14 protein-coding genes are annotated in these 17,776 nt (G+C 72.3%); 3 read left to right on the plus strand and 11 right to left on the minus strand.

Going from position 1 to position 17,776, the window contains the following annotated elements; translation table 11 throughout:
* Positions 1 to 27: 27 nt before the first annotated feature.
* Positions 28 to 918 (minus strand): hypothetical protein, encoded by an 891-nt coding sequence (locus WMF43_RS09375; RefSeq protein WP_437679139.1) that lies wholly within the window; start codon positions 916 to 918, stop codon positions 28 to 30.
* Positions 919 to 1,089: 171 nt separating this feature from the next.
* Here WMF43_RS09375 and WMF43_RS09380 point away from each other — a divergent pair, with 171 nt between their 5' ends.
* Positions 1,090 to 1,845, plus strand: coding sequence for a ferritin-like domain-containing protein (locus tag WMF43_RS09380; RefSeq protein ID WP_437679140.1), 756 nt, complete (start codon positions 1,090 to 1,092; stop codon positions 1,843 to 1,845).
* Positions 1,846 to 1,866: 21 nt separating this feature from the next.
* Here WMF43_RS09380 and WMF43_RS09385 read toward each other — a convergent pair whose 3' ends face one another.
* Positions 1,867 to 3,111, minus strand: coding sequence for a PAS domain-containing protein (locus WMF43_RS09385; protein WP_437679141.1), 1,245 nt, complete (start codon positions 3,109 to 3,111; stop codon positions 1,867 to 1,869).
* Between the two features lie 297 nt (positions 3,112 to 3,408).
* Between WMF43_RS09385 and WMF43_RS09390 the strand changes: the two genes are divergently transcribed.
* Entirely contained in the window at positions 3,409 to 3,792 is a 384-nt protein-coding gene (locus tag WMF43_RS09390) for a hypothetical protein (RefSeq protein WP_437679142.1), read from the plus strand.
* Between the two features lie 171 nt (positions 3,793 to 3,963).
* Here WMF43_RS09390 and WMF43_RS09395 read toward each other — a convergent pair whose 3' ends face one another.
* The 9 genes from WMF43_RS09395 to WMF43_RS09435 all read right to left on the minus strand — a co-directional run bounded on the left by WMF43_RS09395 (position 3,964) and on the right by WMF43_RS09435 (position 16,872).
* Positions 3,964 to 7,995, minus strand: a complete 4,032-nt coding sequence (locus WMF43_RS09395; protein WP_437679143.1) for a serine/threonine-protein kinase — start codon at positions 7,993 to 7,995, stop codon at positions 3,964 to 3,966.
* Between the two features lie 7 nt (positions 7,996 to 8,002).
* Positions 8,003 to 8,890 carry a hypothetical protein gene (locus tag WMF43_RS09400; protein WP_437679144.1) on the minus strand — a complete coding sequence of 296 codons (888 nt, stop codon included), beginning with the start codon at positions 8,888 to 8,890 and terminating at the stop codon, positions 8,003 to 8,005.
* Positions 8,891 to 9,220: 330 nt separating this feature from the next.
* Positions 9,221 to 9,367: a hypothetical protein gene (locus tag WMF43_RS09405; RefSeq protein WP_437679145.1), complete on the minus strand. Its 147-nt coding sequence runs from the start codon at positions 9,365 to 9,367 to the stop codon at positions 9,221 to 9,223.
* 72 nt (positions 9,368 to 9,439) lie between these two features.
* The gene (locus tag WMF43_RS09410) at positions 9,440 to 10,414 is read right to left on the minus strand and encodes a leucine-rich repeat domain-containing protein (protein ID WP_437679146.1); all 975 of its coding nucleotides are present in this window, start codon (positions 10,412 to 10,414) and stop codon (positions 9,440 to 9,442) included.
* A 406-nt stretch (positions 10,415 to 10,820) separates the two neighbouring features.
* Positions 10,821 to 11,792, minus strand: a complete 972-nt coding sequence (locus WMF43_RS09415) for a leucine-rich repeat domain-containing protein (RefSeq protein WP_437679147.1) — start codon at positions 11,790 to 11,792, stop codon at positions 10,821 to 10,823.
* Positions 11,793 to 12,198: 406 nt separating this feature from the next.
* On the minus strand, positions 12,199 to 13,395 hold the full coding sequence (locus WMF43_RS09420) for a leucine-rich repeat domain-containing protein (protein ID WP_437679148.1): 1,197 nt from the start codon (positions 13,393 to 13,395) through the stop codon (positions 12,199 to 12,201).
* Between the two features lie 93 nt (positions 13,396 to 13,488).
* Positions 13,489 to 14,550, minus strand: a complete 1,062-nt coding sequence (locus WMF43_RS09425; protein ID WP_437679149.1) for a leucine-rich repeat domain-containing protein — start codon at positions 14,548 to 14,550, stop codon at positions 13,489 to 13,491.
* 350 nt (positions 14,551 to 14,900) lie between these two features.
* Positions 14,901 to 16,364: a hypothetical protein gene (locus WMF43_RS09430; protein WP_437679150.1), complete on the minus strand. Its 1,464-nt coding sequence runs from the start codon at positions 16,362 to 16,364 to the stop codon at positions 14,901 to 14,903.
* Between the two features lie 181 nt (positions 16,365 to 16,545).
* On the minus strand, positions 16,546 to 16,872 hold the full coding sequence (locus WMF43_RS09435) for a hypothetical protein (protein WP_437679151.1): 327 nt from the start codon (positions 16,870 to 16,872) through the stop codon (positions 16,546 to 16,548).
* A gap of 72 nt (positions 16,873 to 16,944) precedes the next feature.
* Between WMF43_RS09435 and WMF43_RS09440 the strand changes: the two genes are divergently transcribed.
* Positions 16,945 to 17,727, plus strand: coding sequence for a phosphotransferase enzyme family protein (locus tag WMF43_RS09440; protein WP_437679152.1), 783 nt, complete (start codon positions 16,945 to 16,947; stop codon positions 17,725 to 17,727).
* Positions 17,728 to 17,776 lie beyond the last annotated feature (49 nt).

A 17,776-nucleotide genomic window follows, 5' to 3' on the forward strand; every position in this document is an offset into this window, starting at 1 on the left:
GCCCGCGCGCCGGCGGCGGGCCGGCGCTCAGAGCGTGGGCACGGCGCCGACGATGTACTCGACCGAGAGGCCGAAGTTGCAGGCGCCGCTGATGTCGTAGTGCTTGATATAACGGTCGTTGGTGACGGTCAGGTCGCCGACCTCGGCGCTCTCGCCGTTCTCGATCGAGACGGCGGGCTCGCCTCCCGCCGCCACGGTCATCGCGAGCTCCTCGGTGCCGCAGAAGCTATCGTACTCGCTGTAACAAGCGCTCTCGCCCTGGCCGATGGTGAGCCCGATAGGATCGTTCTCGCCCGCGGCGACAACGAGCTCTCCGTCCCGCTCGAGGCGGAGATGGATGAGCTTCTCTCCCCACTCGAACTGCTCGTCGGAGGTGAAGTCCACGTCGAGGGCGTCGCCCACGGCGACAGCGCTGGACGCGAAGCCCGGGATGGCGAAGCCCACGGTGAGCGTCTTCCCGTCCGCGTCGGCGAGGTCGATCATGACCTCGGGCTCGGCGCGCCCGACCTGGTACCGGTAATTGCTGTCGCCCGCGCAGGGCTCCTCCGCGGCGGGCGCTCGTACGGCCGTCACGGTCCCGGAGAACGCGAACGTCTGCGGCCTGCTCGCGCCGTCCGCCGGCACATCCCGGTAGGCACACGCGAAGACGCTGGGCTCCCGCGCTTCGCAGGTTATCCCTTCGACGGGGGGCCCGCCGCCCACGCCGCCGCCGTTCGTGCTGCTCGTGCTGGTGCTGCCGCCGCCGGTGCCGGTAGCGCCAGTGCCGCCGGTGCCGGTGCCGCCACCGCCAGTGGCACCGGTGCCATCGCCGCCAGCGCCGGTGCCGCCGCCGTCGTTGATGGTGACGTTGCACGCGGACGCGGTGACGAGGAACGTCAGGAGTGTCGCAAGGAGAGGTAAGCTGGTTCGATGGTGCATTTCTTCACCTGGAGCACAGCCTGTGCCAGCCCGGACGGTGTGCCGTCACGTTGGCCCTGTCCTTGCCATGCAGAGCCAAAAACAGCGCCGGGAACCGCGTGGCTCCACGGCGCCGGCCAGGGTCGATCTGTGCCATATTGAGCAACCTGACACACCCCGCGAAGGTAGAGCATGCCCCCGACGCCGACCGACTCCGCCATCGATTTCGCCGCCCTCGACGTGGGCGTGTTGCCGCCCGCGCTCGTCGAGCAGGCGCGCCTCGTCTGGGCCGACCGCGTGCGCACCGAGTACCAGTCCATCCAGATCGCGGCGCGTTTCCTCGGCGAGTGCCTCGCGGCGGGCGAGCCGCTCGACGTCTCCCGCGCGGTCGCGGAGACGATCGACGAGGAGGTCCGCCACGCGGAGCTCTGCGGCCGCATGTGCGCGGCGCTCGGGGGGCGCGTCCCCGCGCCGCGCGAGGTGGCCGCGCCGCTCGCGGATCTGCGCGAGGTGCCGCTCGACGAGCGCGTGCTCGCGAGCGCCATCTCGCTCTTCCTGGTCGCCGAGGCGTTCTCGGTCGGCTACCTCCTGGACCTCGAGGCCCGCGCGGATCACCCGGTCACGCGCGCCGTGCTCGGCGCGATCGCGGGCGACGAGGCGGAGCACGAGGCCTTCGGCCCCGAGCTCGTCGCGCGCAAGCTCCGCGATCTCCCCCCGGCCAAGCGGTCCGCCTGGCGCGGGTTCACGGGGCGGATCGTGCGCGGGCACCTCGACCGCGCCGAGCAGGTCCTCTCGCGCCTCCCGGCCGAGGACCGGTCGCTCGACCGCTGGCCCGAGCCCGAGCGGGCCACGCTCGGGCTGCTCGGCGAGGCCCGGCTCGCGCTGCTGTGCCAGCGGACCTACAAGGAGCGGCTCGCGCCCACGCTGGAGAAGCTCGGCCTCGGCTGAAGGGCCGCGCGCGCCCGCGCCTCACTTCGCCGGCGCGCCGCCGGCCCCGCCCGTCGCGGCCATGCGCCGCATGCAGAGCTTGAGTCCGGCGCGGAGGTTGCCCACCGTCGTGACGCCGGAGAGGTCGACCCCGAGCGCGATCATCGTCTGGGCGACGTTCGACCGGATCCCCGTGACAATCCCCTCCGCGCCGAGGAGCCGGATGGCGTCGATCATCTCGATGAGGTGCCGGGCCGTCTCCGTATCGACCGCATCGACGCCGGTGAGATCGAGGATGGCATACCGCGCGTCCTTGTTCACGATCGCCGAGAGCAGGTTGTCCATCATCTCGGAGAGCCGCAGGCTGTCCACCACGCCCACCACGGGGAGGGTCAGCACCTTGTCCCACACCTCGATGATGGGCGTCGAGAGATCGCGGATGACCTTCTGCTGCTTCTCGATGAGCTGGAGCTTCGCCCGGAGCTCGATCTCCCTCTGCCTCGCCTCGGTGGCGTTCAGGGTGATGCTGATCGCGCCGTCGGGCTCCCCGCGCGCGTCGCGCACCGGGAGATACCATGTCTCCCAGCTCGCGCCCTGCACGTCGGAGACGTCTCGCGCGGCTTCCCCTGCGAGCGCGCGGCGCATTCCCCACGAGGCCTCCATGTCGCTGCCGTAGAGCTCGAGGATGTTCGCGCCGAGGAGCTGCCCCGGCCTGACGCCGGCGGCCTCCGTCCCCTTGCCGTCATGGAACGTGAAGACACCCTCGCGATCGTACTTGCACACGACGATCGGCAAATGGTCGAGGATGGCCCGGAGGAGCTCCTGCACCACCCCGGGCTCCGCCCCGGCCGGGGCCCGCGCCGAGGTGTCCTGTCCGACGTGACGCTCAACGTGACGCTCGATGTGACGCTCGACGTAGCGCCCCACGTAGATCGCGCGCGCCGGCTGCCCGGACCCGTCGCGGAGGGGATGCTGGGCCCACGCGACGACGACCTCGCTCCCGTCCTTCCGCGCGCTCTCGCAGGGGTGCGGCGCGCCGCTCTCGTCCTCGGCGAGGCGCCGGAATGCCTCCCGTCCGCCGGGGCCCGACAGCGTGCCGAGCAGGCTCCGCCCGAGGACCTCCTCCGCCGTGTACCCGAAGAGGCGCTCTGCGCCTTCGCTCCATCCGGCGATCACCGGATCGCGGAGATCGCCAGAGGCCTCGATGATCGCGAGCGGCGCCGCCTCCCCGTGCGCGGCGCGGAGCTCCGCCCGAGCCGCCTCGACCGGCTTCTCATCCCCCGTCATGAGACCTTTCTACCGCGCGCGCGCGCCGCGCGTCGAGGGTTAGATCAACCTTACCGCGAGGCAGGGTGAGCCACGAGGGCCATGGGCCCACATCCCAGAAGAGCTCGCCTGAACGCCTCGTGCGCGGCCTCTCGGCGAGGGCGGCAGTCTTGCCGTCGCCGCTCGGACCGCGCGCCTCGCGAGGGGAGCGCGTGAAGCGCGCGAGGCGAGCGCGTGAAGCGGCTCACCCGCGCGGGGGCCCGCGCCGCGGGAGCGCCTGAGCTTGCGGGGGCCGGCCGGCCCCCATAGGCTCTCGTCGTGAAGTACTGTCCTTATCGCGCCTGCCCGCACCGGCAGCGCGTCGGCGCGCCCGCGGAGTTCATGGAACACGTGTCGACCTGCAGCGACTGCAAGACGCCGCTGGTCGACTCCGAGCGTGAGGCGATCGAGGGCATCGCCTCCGCGTCCGGCGATCCTTATCGAGGTTCGGCCGAGCGCACGGAGGCCGCGTCCGGCCGGCGGGAGAGACCCGGCCGGAGCGACCTCGCGATCGGCGCCGCCCTCCTGCTCGTCGGCCTCTGGCTCACCGGCTTCACGTACATGTACCGGCCCAGCCAGGGGACGTACATCGTCGCCCTGGGGCCGATGATCTACGGCGCGATCCGCCTCTTCCGCGGGCTCCGCGCAAGAAGCGCAGGCTGAGCCCGCCCGGTCCGCCGGCGCAAAGGCGCAAAGCGGGCAAGAGGGGCAAGGGGGTTCAAGAGGGCAAAAATACACAAGAAATTCTGGTTTGCGCCTTTGCGCCTTTGCGCCTTTGCGTTGAAATCTCTCTTCTCTCTCCGCGATCCCTGCCAAGGCTCCTGACAGCCGGAACTAGGCCCCTCGCTGCCGCTCGAGCCGCCCCCGCATCACGTTGGGGATCCTCCCCGCCGCCTCGATCGCCCTCGCGAGCGCCTCCTTCGCCGCCGCCTCGAGGCCACGCCGGGCGCGCGCCCGCGCCCGCGCCTCGATGACCTCGATCTGCTCCTGGCCGACCGAGTGGAGGGCGGACCGCGCCTCGAGCTCGTCCCACGCCGCGTCGCTCGCCTCGCACGTCGCGAGGTCGATCATCGACCACTGCACCTCCTCGGCGGGCGCCATCGCCGCGCCCTCGCGCCCCGCGGCGGCGGCCCGCGCCTGCTGGACCCGGATCGCCTCGATGATCTCCCGCGCCCGCTCCTCCTCGCCCCGGTAGAGCAGCAGCCTCGCCAGCAGGAGCTGCACCACCGGCCGCGCGTCCTCCCCGCGCTGCTGGCGCTCCAGCGACATGGCCCGCTCCACGTGCGGCGCGGCCGCGGGGAGGTCGCCCATCAGGTAGAGGTACTCTCCCAGGTTGAACTCGCCCACGAGCTCCAGCATCCCGAGGCCCAGCTCGCGCGCGATCGCGAGCAGCCGACGCAGGTCCGAGACCATCCCCGGGCTGTCCCCGAGGCAGGCCCGGAGCAGCGCCCGGCCGTTGATCGCCGGCCCGAGGTGCAGCAGGTCGCCGCGCTCCTCGCACATGCGGATCGCCCGGTCGAGCGCCGCGCCCGCCTCGTTCAGCTTCCCGAGCCCCGGGTAGATGAAGCCGAGCAGGAGCAGCGAGACCACCAGCGTCTCGTACCCCTCGTCGCCCAGACCCTCGGCCTGCGCCGCCGCGCGCTCGAACTCCCGCGCCGCCTCCTCCTCGCGGCTCTCGCGGTGCAGCGAGCGCGCGACCGCCATCGACAGGCGCGCCGAGACCGGAGGCGGCAGCTCGCCGCGCGCGAGCGCCCGCGCCTCCTCCACCCGCCGCTTCGATCGCCCGTAGTCGTCCATCCAGTCGAGCGCCGTGGACTCGTCGAGCAGGATCTCGATCTGCTCGATCACCGAGCCCTCCTCGATCGCCATCACCCGCGCGCGATCGAGATCCCCGAGCGCGTCGTGGTACCGGCCGAGCCGGTAGCGCATCAGCCCCCGGCCGCGGTACGCCGCCCTCCGCCGCGGGCCGCGCGCCGCGATCGGCTGCGCGAGCGCGCGGCTGTAGTGGAGCTCCGCCTCGACGTAGGCGTGCCGCGCCCGCGCCCGCTCCGCGAGCTCCAGGTAGGCCTCCTCCGCCACCGCCGCGAGGCCCGCCTCGTCCGCGTGGTAGGCGATCTTGAACCGCCGCTGCTCCCGGCCCTCGCCGGCCGCCTCGCGGTGGTGCTCGTACGCCGCCAGGTGGATCCGCCGCCGCTCGGCCTGGGCGACCCCCTGCGCGATCGCCTCCCGCACGAGCGCGTGCCGGAAGCCGAGCCGCCCCCGCCGATCGCCGACGAGAACGCCCGCCTCGAGGAGCCGCTCGGTCCCGACCCGCGCGTCGAGCGGATACGCCCCGCCGCGGCCGCGCTGGTCCAGGTGGCGCAGCACGCCCGCGATCTCGTCGATCGACACCTCGGCGCCGAGCAGCGCGACGAGCCGCGCGTGGGCGGCGAGCGCCGGCCCGAGCGACGAGAGCTCGGCCCGCGCCAGCGGCTCGATGAGCGGCAGCGCGGGGAGGCGGTCGAGCTCGTCGGTCGCCAGGTACCACGCGTCGCCGCGCCGGTGCCGGCGCAGGATCCCCTCGCGCTTGAGCCCGTGCACGAGCTCCACGAGCAGGAGCGGCACCCGCTGCGAGCGCTCGAGCAGCCGATCCAGCGCCGGCTCCGGCACGTCCCGCGCCGGCAGGAGCAGCCGCCGGCACAGCGCCCGCGCGCTCTCGGCGTCGAGCGGCCCGAGCTGCACGGCCTCGCGCCGCGCCGCCCGCTCGCCCCAGGAGGGGTGCGCCTCGGCGAAGGCGGGGCGCCCCATCGCGCAGATCCAGAGCGGCGCCGCCCCGTCCGCGAGCGCCGCGTACTCGAGCGCCGCGAGCGTCGCGTCGTGGGCGAAGTGCGCGTCGTCGAGCAGCACGACGACGGGCGCGTCCGCCGCGCGCCGGCGCAGGCACTCGCCCGCGGCCCGCACGCGCGCCGAGCGGAGCGCGCCGGGCGCGGCCTTCCGCGCCTCGAGCCCGGGGAACGCCTCGACGCCCGTCCGCTCGTCCACCCACCCGAGCGCCATCGCCAGCCCGGAGCCGTGCTCCTCCTCGAGCGCGGGGCCGAGCCGCTCCGCGAGCGCGGCGCGCGCCCCGCTCTCCGGGGGCGCGTCGGGCACGCCGAGCGCCTCGCGCACGATCTCGTGGAGCGTCGCGTCCAGGGCGCCGCTCGTCGGCTCCTGCGCGTGCAGCTCGATGATCCGGGCCTCTGGCAGCCGCGCGCGCAGCCGCCTGCCGAGCTCGGCGAAGAGGCGGCTCTTGCCGTAGCCGGGCTCGCCGATGACGGAGACGACCGTGGGCTCGCTCCGGCAGAGCGCCCGCTCGGCGCCGCCGAGCAGCTGCTCGAGGATCTCGCGGCGGCCGACGAACGCGCCGGCGCCCGCCGCGCCCGCCGTGTCCTCCGCGTCGGCGCCGGCGCCCGCCGCTGCCGGGCGCCCGCGCCCGGGCGCCGGGCGCGGCGCCTCCACGGGCAGCGCCGCGGAGGCCTCCGGCGTGAGGAACGGCCCCGGCGGCCCGGAGGCGGGCGGCCACCGCTCGGCGCGGGAGAAGAGCGCGCTCAGGAACCGCCGCGCCCCGCCCGGGCGGGGCTGGATCGACACGGGCGCGAGGTCGATGAGGACCCGCGCGCACAGGCCGGCGCGCAGGAGCTCGTCGGCCGCGCGCCGCGCGCTGCGCGCGGGGTTCGCCGCGCCCTCGTGGGCGAAGGCGGCCACGTACCGCGAGCCGGACGCGTACGCGAGCTCGCCGCCGAGCGCCGCGAGCTTGCGCTGCACGACCATCCGATCGGCCGCGCCCTCGAAGAACAGGAGCCCCACCGCGCGGCGCTCGAGGCCGCCGAGGGAGCGCGGGGGCTCGCGCTCGGTCGCGGTGAGCTCGTCCCCGAGCGCGCGCTCGAGCGCCGCGCGGAGCTCGGTCGCGCTCGCGAACCGCTCGGCGCGATCCTTGGCGAGGCACCGGTGCACCACCTCCTCGACCGCCCGCGGCACGGCCACGCGCGCCGACAGCCGCGGGGGCCGCCGGCTCCGGTGGTCCTCCAGCACGGCCGCGCGCGGCCCCCAGAACGGGGGCCGGCCGGCGAAGAGCTCGTACAGGAGGACGCCCATCGCGTAGATGTCCGCGCGCGCGTCGAGATCCGCCGCGCCGTCGGACTGCTCCGGGGCCATGTACTCCGCCGTCCCCAGGGCCGCATCCTCGGCCTCCGCGCCGCGCCGTCGGCCGACGACGCGCGCGATGCCGAGGTCGATGAGCGTCGCCCCCGCGGCGTCGACGAGCAGGTTCTCGGGCTTCAGGTCGCAGTGCACGTAGCCGCGGGCGTGCACGGCCTCGAGGGCCGAGAGCGCGGCGAGGCCGATCCGGGAGGCCTCCTCGAGCCGCGGCGCGGGGCGCGCGGCGAGGCGCGCGGCGAGCGTGGGCGCGGCGATGCGCTCGAGCACGGCGTAGGGCGAGCCGTCGTCGAGCGCCCCCCACGCGTGCACGGCCGGCACGTGGGGCGGGCCGACGGCGGAGAGCGCCTCGACCTCCGCCTTGAGGCGCTCGCCTGCGCCGCGCCGGTCGGCGCGCGCGAGCTTGATGGCGACCGGCGCCCCGCCGCGCTCGGGCGCGGCCTCGAACACGAAGCCGAAGCCGCCCCGCCCGAGCGTCCTCTGGACGGCGTAGCCCGGGAAGCGCGGCAGCGACGCGGCGACGACCTCCGTCACGTCCGTCGCGTCCGACGAGCGCGCCGCCTCGGCCGGCGGCGCGTGCGGCGGCCTGCACTCGGGGCACGACCCCTGGTTCCTGCGCCCGCAGGACGGGCAGCGACAGGCCTCCGGGGACGCGCCGTCGGGATCCTGGGCTCGCGAGGCGTCCGGGCGCATCGAGCTCCTAGCGGGTCAGGTAGGACGTGATCACCACGTCCGTGCGCACCCAGGGCGAGCTCAAGGGGTCGTCGAGGCAGTTCGAGTAATAGCCGCCGTTCATGTCCACCCGGGTGCAGAGATCGTCGCACGATCCCGCGATCAGGATGGGGCCACACGGCTCCACGATCTTGGCGCCGGTCGCGGGATCGACCTCGACGTGCCCGGCCGCGCAGTCGCGCTGCGCCTTGCGCGCGTGGTCGACGCCCTGCGGCGCGTAGCAGGCGCGGGCGTACGGCGTCTCGCCGAACAGGTTCCCCCAGAACGCGCCCTCCCTCACCGGGAAGATCGCGCGCTCCATGTCCTGCGAGCCGAGCGGCGTCTCTCCGTTGCGCAGGGAGATCATGACCGAGACACCGTACCAGTTCGCCCGCGCGGCGATGCAGGCCGTGATCAAGCGCTGGTGATGTCCGTCCCCGAGGCCGTCGGTGGCCCACCAGGGCGCGAGGCCGAGCTCACCGCGGTACGTCTCGCGGTGGATGAGCCCTCTGCCCTCGATCCACGAGAACGAGAACGTCTGGTCCGGCTGGAGCGCACAGCCCACGATGTACCGCAGGAGCTCCCGCGCCAGGTCGCCGCGCTCTCCCGGGTTCTTGATGACCGCGAGCGCGCCCGGGCTGAGGGCGCCCGGGCTGAGGGCGTTGGGGCTGAGGGCGCTCGGGCTGAGGGCGTTGGGGCTGAGGGCGTTGGGGCTGAGGGCGTTGGCCAGGTAGCCGTTCGTCGTCTGGACGGTGTTCCCGGACGTGTCGACCTCATCCTCCGGCGCCTCGTCGACCTCGGCGCCGATACAGCCCGTGGTGGCCAGAGATCCCGCGAGGAGCGCAACGAACCACACGCAGCGACGATGCATCATCATCCCCCTTCCGGCGCCCGATCCCTGCTTCGGCGTCGAGTGGTGGCAAGTCTAATTATTCGATCGATGATGCCCTCCTCTACGGATCTGATCAAGCCAATACTTCTCTCGCGGGACCACAAACCACGCTCGAGCGAGGGTGATTTATCGCTCGATCGGCAAAACACGCCGGCAGTGCAATTGGTGTGCCGTGTTACAAACCTCGTGCCAGTCGGCGCCGGGGCGGCCGGTCGTCTACCTGGCCGCGCTGGCCGGCCAGCGCGGCGCGGCGGGGGCCGGCGTCAGCGACGGCGAAGCCGCTCCTGCGGGAGCCTCCGTCGGCCGGCTGTCCGGCTACGGGAGCCCGAGCGCTTCCCTCATCACGCTGTCGTCGACCAGCGGCGCGAGCTCGGCGCGGGTGCGCGGGGTGCGGCCGGTCTGCGCGGCGACCCAGGGCTCTTCTTCCTCGAGTTCCTCGAGCACGTCCAGGATGTCGGGCACCAGCGTGCCCGCGGTCTCGGCTGGCCCGGGCCGACGGTCATCGGCGCTGCGCTGCGGACCGTGGCCTCAGGGCTAGAAGGTCGCCCATGGTAGTTGCACGCAGTCGACGGTGACCTGGGCGCCACGCCGCCTGAGCGCCGCGAGGTTGAACCTCTGGAAGGTGCAGTTGATCGGGTTGCCGGCCAGGGACACGGAGTCTCTCAGGCTGATGCCCGGGTTGGAGACGAGGGGAGAGAGGTCGCGGATACGGTTGTCGTCGAGGACCACCCATCTCAAGCTGGTCATGGTCGACAGGGCTGAGATCTCGGTGAGCTCCGCGTTGCTCGCCACAAGGACGTCGAGCTTCGAAAGGCCCGAGAGCGGCGCGAGCGTCGCGACGGACGTGCTGTTGAGGTACAGCTGATCGAGCTCGACCAGCCCGCCGAGCGGACTGACGTCGGTGATCGGGTTGAGGCTGAGCGCCAGGTAATACAGGTTGGTCAGCGAGCCGAGGGGGGTGACGTCCGAGATGGCGTTCACCTTCAGATCCAGCTCTTCCAGCTGGACGAGCGAGGACAGCGGTCCGACGTCGACGATCCGGTTGACCGACGCGTCCAGGCCGCGCAGCTCCGTGAGCGAGGACAGCGGCGAGAGATCCGCCACGAGGTTGTGGCCCATGTACAGCTGCCTGAGCGAGGTGATGCACTCGATGCCGGAGAGCGATTCGATGCCACGGCTGCCGACATTGATGTAATCGAGCGAGGAGAAGTCGTCGGGGTAGAGCGGGCCGGTCGGCTTCCCCGCGGCCTCGCGCAGCGCAGCCTCGAGCGCCGGGTCCGCGATCTGGAGCGCTCCTGTGCACGCCGCGGCGTCGATGCCGTCGGCGCCGCCGGTCTCCTGCGCCTGCCCGGGATCCGACGGCGCGGCCGCGCCGTCCGCGAGCGGGGAGACATGGGCTCCGGTCGCGTCGAGCTCCGGGTCCAGGGCGGCGAGCTCGCACCCGGTGCCCGTCGCCCCTGCCAGGAGCGCGATTCCAAACCATCGGCTGATGCTGTTTGCGTTGCGCATATACCCTCGTGTCATCAAAGATGAAAGACAACGTGCCTTCTTGGAACAGGACTTGTTGACAAGCAAGATGTGGGTGGAGGAAGAGCAGCTCTCCCACACATGAGGCCTAGCAGGAGGGATGCCAGGGACGTCCGTGGCTTTGTTGCGCTCCGGGCCCGGTCCCACGATGGCTCGGACGTGGGGAATCGCGCGTGGCACCCGGGCGTGCCAGCGTGCCAGCGTGCCGCGATGTCGCGGACCGCGGGGGCGAAGGCGCCGGCGGCCGCGGGGCTCTCGGCGTTACGGGCAGCCCGTGGCGACGTGGACGCCGCGCGCCCTGAGCGCCGCGATGTTGCGCGCCTGGGCGGCGCGGTTGATCGGGTTGTCGACCACGGTCACGGAGTCTGCAGCGCCGATATTCGGGTCCTCAGGGCAACCAGGGTAGTTCCACGCAGTCGCCGCTGACCTGGACGCCACGCCTCCTGAGCGTCTCGATCTTGAACCTCTCGGAGGTGCATAAGAGCGGGTTACCGTACACGAACACGGAGTCTCCCAGGCCGATGCCCGGGTTGGAGACGAGGGGAGAGAGGTCGCGGATACGATTGTCGCGGAGGACCACCCATCTCAAGCTGGTCATGGTCGACAGGGACGAGATATCGGCGATCTTCGCGTTGCTCGCCATGAGGGCGTCGAGCTTCGAAAGGCCCGAGAGCGGCGCGAGCGTCGTGACGGACGTGTCGCTGAGGTACAGCTGATCGAGCTCGACCAGCGCGCCGAGCGGGCTGATGTCGGTGATCGGATTCAGGCTGAGCGCCAGGTAAAACAGGTTGGTCAGCGAGGCGAGGGGGGTGACGTCCGAGATGGCGTTCACCTTCAGATCCAGCTCTTCCAGCTGGACGAGCGAGGACAGCGGTCCGACGTCGACGATCTGGTTGCTCCCCGCGTCCAGGCCGCGCAGCTCCGTGAGCGAGGACAGCGGCGAGAGATCCGCCACGAGGTTGTGGCCCATGTACAGCTGCCTGAGCGAGGTGATGCACTCGATGCCGGAGAGCGATTCGATGCCACGGCCGCTGACATCGACGTAATCGAGCGAGGCGAAGTCGTCGGGGTAGAGCGGGCCGGTCGGCTTCCCCGCGGCCTCGCGCAGCCCAGCCTCGAGCGCCGGGTCCGCGATCTGGAGCGCTCCTGTGCACGCCGCGGCGCCGATGCCGTCGGCGCCGCCGGTCTCCTGCGCCTGCCCGGGATCCGTCGGCGCGGCCGCGCCGACGTCGAGCGCGGAGCCATGGGCCCCGAGCGCGTCGAGCTCCGGGTCCAGGGCGGCGAGCTCGCACCCGGTGCCCGTCGCCCCTGCCAGGAGCGCGATTCCAAACCATCGGCCGATGCTGTTTGCGTTGCGCATATACCCTCGTGTCATCGAAGAGAAGGACAGCGTGTTTTTCGCTTGGAACCCCACACATGAGGCCTGGAGCGACAAACGGGTTGAACCAGCCTGAAACGAGCAGGATTCGAAGCGCCAAGGACGCCAAGGCGCCAAGGACGCCAAGAAGAAGAGAATATCTTGGCGTCCTTGGCGCCTTGGCGTCCTTGGCGCTTGATTTCTCGCTCGATCAACATGATTGCTGCCCTAGCAGGATGGATGCCAGGGATGTCCGTGGCCTCGTTGCGCCCCGGGCCCGGTCCCACGATGGCTCGGACGTGGGGAATCGCGCGTGGCACCCGGGCGTGCCAGCGTGCCAGCGTGCCAGCGTGCCGCGATGTCGTGGACCGCGGGGGCGAAGGCGCCGGCGGCCGCGGGGCTCTCGGCGTTACGGGCAGTCCGTGGCGACGTAGGCGCCGCGCGCCCTGAGCGCCGCGATGTTGCGCGCCTGGGCGGCGCAGTTGATCGGGTTGTCGAGCACGGTCACGGAGTCTGCAGCGCCGATGTTCGTGTTGGCGACGAGGGGCGACAGGTCGGACACCGCGTTGTTCGTGAGCACGACGTCGGACAGGTTAGGGAGGTTCGCGAGGGGGGACAGGTCGGAGAAGAGGTTGTCCCTGAGGACCACGTAACGCAGGCTGGTCATGGTCGAGAGGGCCGAGATGTCGGTGATGCCCGCGTCGCTCGCCACGAGGACGTCGAGCGCCGAGAGGCCCGAGAGCGGCGCGAGCGTCGGGATGGACGTGCCGCCGAGGTACAGCTGATCGAGCTCGACCAGCGCGCGGAGCGGGCTGACGTCGGCGACCGGGTTCAGGTTGAGCGCCAGGTACTCCAGCTGGGTCAGCGAGCCGAGGGCGGTGACGTCCTCGATGGCGTTGTTGTTCAAGGCCAGATGCTCCAGCTTGACGAGCGAGGACAGCGGCGAGACGTCGGCGATCCGGTTGTCCGTCGCGTTCAGGAGGCGCAGCTCCGTGAGCGAGGACAGCGGCGTGAGATCCGTCACGCGATTGCCGTTGATGAGCAGCGCCGGGAGCGGGGTGGCGCACTCGATGCCGGAGAGCGATTCGATACGACGGTGACTGGCGTCGACGTAATCGACCGAGGCGAAGTCGGCGGGGAAGAGCGGGCCGTTCAGCTTCCCCGCCGCCTTGCGCAGCGCATCCTCGAGCGCCGGGTCCGCGATCTGGAGCGGTCCTGTGCACAGCACGGTGTCACTGCCGCCGGTGCTGCCGGTGCTGCTGGCGGCGCCGGTGCCGCCGGTGCTGCCGGTGCTGCCGGCGGCGCCGGTGCTGCCGGTGCTGCTGGCGGCGCCAGTGCCGCCGGTGCTGCCGGTGCTGCCGGCGGCGCCAGTGCCGCCGATGCCGCCGGTGCCGCCGGTGCCGCCGATGCCGCCGGTGCCGCCGGTGCTGCTGGCGCCGCCGATGCCGCCTGTCGCCGCACCCTGCCCGGGTTCCGTCGACCCGCCCACACCGCCGCCACCCGGGGAGCCAGGGGAATGCCCGGTTCCGGTCGAGCCGAGCTCCGGATCGATGACGACGATTCCGCATCCGGTGCACGCCGCTCCTGCCAGGAGCGCGATCCTCAACCATTCGCTGATGCTGCTTGCGTTGCGCATATCCCCTCGGCTGTCAAAGAGACGGACAGAGCGCGTCCCGCTCGGGACCGGAGTGTCTCGGCGTTACGGGCAGTCGGTGGTCACGTAGGTGCCGCGCGCCCTGAGCGCCGCGATGTTGCTCGCCTGGGCGGCGCAGTCGATCGGGTTACCGAGCACGGTCACGGAGTCCCCCGGGCCGATGTCCGGGTTGGCGACCAGGGGCGACAGGTCGGATATCGCGTTGTTCGCGAGCTCGAGGCCGGACACGTTAGGATGGCTCGCGAGGGGAGACAGGTCGGAGAAAGGGTTGTCCGTGAGGGCCACGTAACGCAGGCTGGTCATGGTGGACAGGGCCGAGATGTCGGCGATCCCCACGTCGATCGCCACGAGGACGTCGAGCGCCGAGAGGCCCGACAGCGGCGCGAGCGTCTCGATGGACGTGCCGCCGAGGTACAGCGTCTGGAGCTCGACCAGCGCTCCGAGCGGGCTGATGTCGTCGATCGGGTTCAGGGCGAGCGACAGGTGATATAGCTGGGTCAGCGAGCCGAGGGCGGTGACGTCCGAGATGGCGTTGATCTTCACGTCCAGAAACTCCAGCTGGACGAGCGAGGACAGCGGCGAGACGTCGACGATCTGGTTTTGTGGCGCGTCCAGGAAGCGCAGCTCCGTGAGCGAGGACAGCGGCGTGAGATCCGTCACGAGGTTGCCGCCGATGCTCAGGCTCGTGAGCGAGGTGATGCACTCGATGCCGGAGAGCGACTCGATGCCACGGCGGTCGGCCGCGAGGTGGTCGATCGAGGTGAAGTCGGCGGGGAAGAGCGGGCCGGTCGGCTTCCCCGCGGCCTCGCGCAGCGCAGCCTCGAGCGCCGGGTCCGCGATCTGGAGCGGTCCTGTGCACTGTGCGGCGTCACCTCCGCCGGTGCCGCCGGTGCCGCCGGTGCCGCCGGTGCCGCCGGTGCCGCCGGTGCCGCCGGTGCCGCCGGTGCCGCCTGTCGCCGCATCCTGCGCGGGGTCCGTTGACCCGCCCACGCCGCCCCCGGTCGGGGAACCAGGGGGATTCCCGGCTCCGCTCGAGCCGAGCTCCGGATCGACGAAGACGACTCCGCACCCCGTGCACGCCGCTCCTGCCAGGAGTGCGATCCCCAACCATCGGCCGATGCTGTTTGCGTTGCGCATATCCCTCGTGTTGTCAAAGAGACGGGAAGAGCGTCTTCCGTTCGGAACAGGAAGTGTCGTCAAGCAAGAATGTAGGTGAAGGAAGCGTGGCTCTCGTAGCACGAGGGGTGCCATGCATGTCTGCTGTCCAATCGACCCTGGGCCGGGTCCCACCGAGCGCGCTCGGGCGTCGAACATCGCGCGTGCCAGCGTGCCAGCGTGCCAGCGTGCCAGCGTGCCAGCGTGCCAGCGTGCCAGCACGTCGCCTGGCCGAGCGCCGGCTTGCCGGTCGCGCGCTCGCTCGCGCGCAGGCGCACGCGCAGGCGCAGGCTCGCGTGTGGTTACGGCGCAGCGACCGCGGTGATCTCGCCGGTCGTGTACAGCGCGGAGGTGTCCCAGGCGAGCCCGGGCGCGATCGGCAACGTGATCTCGACGGCGGCGAACGCGCCCGAGAGCTCGCCGCTCCAGCCGAGCAAGGCGACGGTATCGCCTTCTTGAAACGGCGTCGCTCCGTCCGCCGCTCGGACCTCCAGCGCGCCGTCGAGGTCCACGTCGCCGTCCACGTCGAGGAGCGGCGCGGCGCCCGGACCCGCGACCGCAATGCGCAGCGCGGCGTCCGGGCCCTGCCGGTAGCTCCCCGCGACGGCGGTCGCCGGGTGGCTCCCGCCCACGAGCAGCGCGCCGCGCTGCGTGTTGACGAGGTCGCCCGCGAAGCTGCCGGTGCTCAGGCGCCCGCCGGCGAAGTCGAGATCGCCCTCGTCGACCTCGATCGCGCCGGCGATCAGGTCGCCGCGCACGAGGCGCACGGAAGGTCCCAGGTACGGAGAGCTCCCGCCCTCGACCAGCGGCGCGGTCCGGAGGAGGCCCCCGATGTGGACCAGGCCGCCCCGGTCGACGAGCAGCGACGGAGAGGAAGAGAGCGACGCGAGCACCGCGACGTCGCCGCGGTTGATCCAGGACGCGTACGGCGCGTTCACCTGGACGAAGGACGCGCCGAGCTCCGAGCGGATCACGACCTCGTCCGTCACGAGCGCGCCGTACGCGCCGACGCTGAGGCCGGCGAAGCTGCCGGCCCCGACGCGCAGGAGCCCCTGGTTGGTCCAGGCGGCGCCCCAGCCGCTCACGCTCACCTGCGCGACCGGATCCAGCCAGTCGCCGCGGGGGGACCCGAGCGCCGCGCCCACGGTGGTGAGCTCGGCGCCGTCGCGCACGACCAGCGCCCCGCGCACGCCGACGACGAAGTCCCCCGTGCTGATCCACCTCGTGTGGGCGCCGGCGGCGGTCGCCGAGCCCCCGCAGACGGGGCAGTCGCCGATGTAGACATGGTTCGAGAAGAAGCTCGCGCCCTGCCGGACCTCGAGCGCGCTGAGCGCCTCCGAGCGGCCGATGCGGGCGTTCGTGCGGCTCGTCAACGTGGCGTCGTAGCCCTCGACCAGCACGCGGCCCTCGGCCACGTAGCCGCGGGCGCCGACCACGAGATCGTCCGTGGTGACCCGCGCGCCCCTGCGCACGACGAGCGCGCCGCTGCTGCCGGCGCCCAGGGCGAGCTCGAGAGGGCCGTTGTTGATCCACGAGGAGCCGTACCCGATGACCTCCACCGTCCCCGTGCCCTGGTCGTACCCCACCCGGGCCCCGGCGCTGACCAGCCGCCCCCGGTTCGTGACGAGCACCTGCCCGACCTGCTCGATCCCCGCGCCCACCACCAGCGTGTCGGAGGGGGAAGGATCCGCGGGCGACACGCTGCCCACGAAGGTGACATCCGCATACGCCGGCCGCGCCGCGCTCATCAGCGCTGTTGCGAGCACGGCCCATGAAACGCGTCGAGATTGCTGGTTCATGCATCACTCCCGCGGTGTGAACCCGCCCAGAGCAGGGTCCTCGATGGGTTGTAGAAGAGGCGCCTGGCGCTCGATATCGGGCAGATCCCGCTCGTCGCGGATGGACAGGTCCCCCCGGCGCGGCACGTCGCCATGCCGAGGTCGCACCTCACGTCGGCGGAGGTGTACCTCGGCTCATCGCGACGTCGCCCGTGACGTCGCCCATCGAGCCGCCGACGTCCGACGTCGGTTCTCCGCTCTCCTGCATCGGTTCTTCGATGTCCCGCATCGGTTTTTCGATGAGGCGCGTCGATTCTTCGGTGTCCCCCATCGGTTTTTCGATGTCCCCCATCGGTTTTTCGATGTCCCCCATCGGTTTTTCGATGTCCCCCATCGGTTTTTCGATGATGCACGTCGATTCTTCGATGGGCGCCCTTGACAGAGGCGCCGGCGTGGCGCTCCTGGGAACGCCGATCCGGCGGGCGATCCGCCTCACCAGGCTGCTCCGGCTGCAAAAGTGAACACGACCGGCGGTCGTGGGACGACAACCTCGAGACGAGGGCGCGACATGGTCGAAGAGACGGTACTCCACGGCGGCGTGAACACCGTGCGCCGGCGCGGCGACAGGGTGCACCGCCCCGCGACGGCGGCGTCGCCGGCGATCCACCGGCTGCTGCAACACCTGCGGGCGGCGGGCTTCGACGCGGCGCCGGAGCCGATCGGGTACGACGACGAGGGGAACGAGGTGCTGTCGTACCTCGACGGCGACGTGCACAACCCGCTCCCGGCCGCGCTGCGCACGCCCGAGCTGCTGACGTCTGCCGCGGTCTTGCTACGCCGCTTCCACGACGCGAGCGCCACGTTCGTGCGCTCGCCGGAAGACCGATGGCAGCTGCCGGCCCGGTCGCCGGCCGAGGTGATCTGCCACGGCGACCTCGCGCCCTACAACTGTGTCGTCCGCGACGGCCGGGTGGTCGGCTTCATCGACTTCGACACCGCCCACCCGGCGCCGCGCGTCTGGGACCTGGCCTATGCCGTGTACCGGTTCGCGCCGCTGCACGCGCCGACGAACCCGGACAGCGCCGGCAGCCCGGAGGAGCAGGGGCTGCGCGCAGCCCGGTTCTGCCGCGATTACGGCCTCGCCCCGGGGGCCTTCTTGCTCGACGCCATCGCCGACCGGCTGACGGCGCTCGTCGCCTCCATGCGCGAGCGGGCCGAGGCGGGCGAGGCCGCGTTCCAGGCGCACATCGCGGCCGGCCACCCCGCGCTGTACGAAGAGGACATTCGCTACGTGCGGGGCGAGCGCGAGCGGCTGCTGCGCGCCTTCGCCGCGGCGGCGCGCGCCGGGTAACACGGCCGATCCAGGAGGCGACGCCGCGCAATCACCACGTCGCGCCGCG

The sequence above is a fragment of the Sorangium sp. So ce131 genome (genome assembly GCF_051519095.1).
Lineage (GTDB): Bacteria > Myxococcota_A > Polyangia > Polyangiales > Polyangiaceae > Sorangium.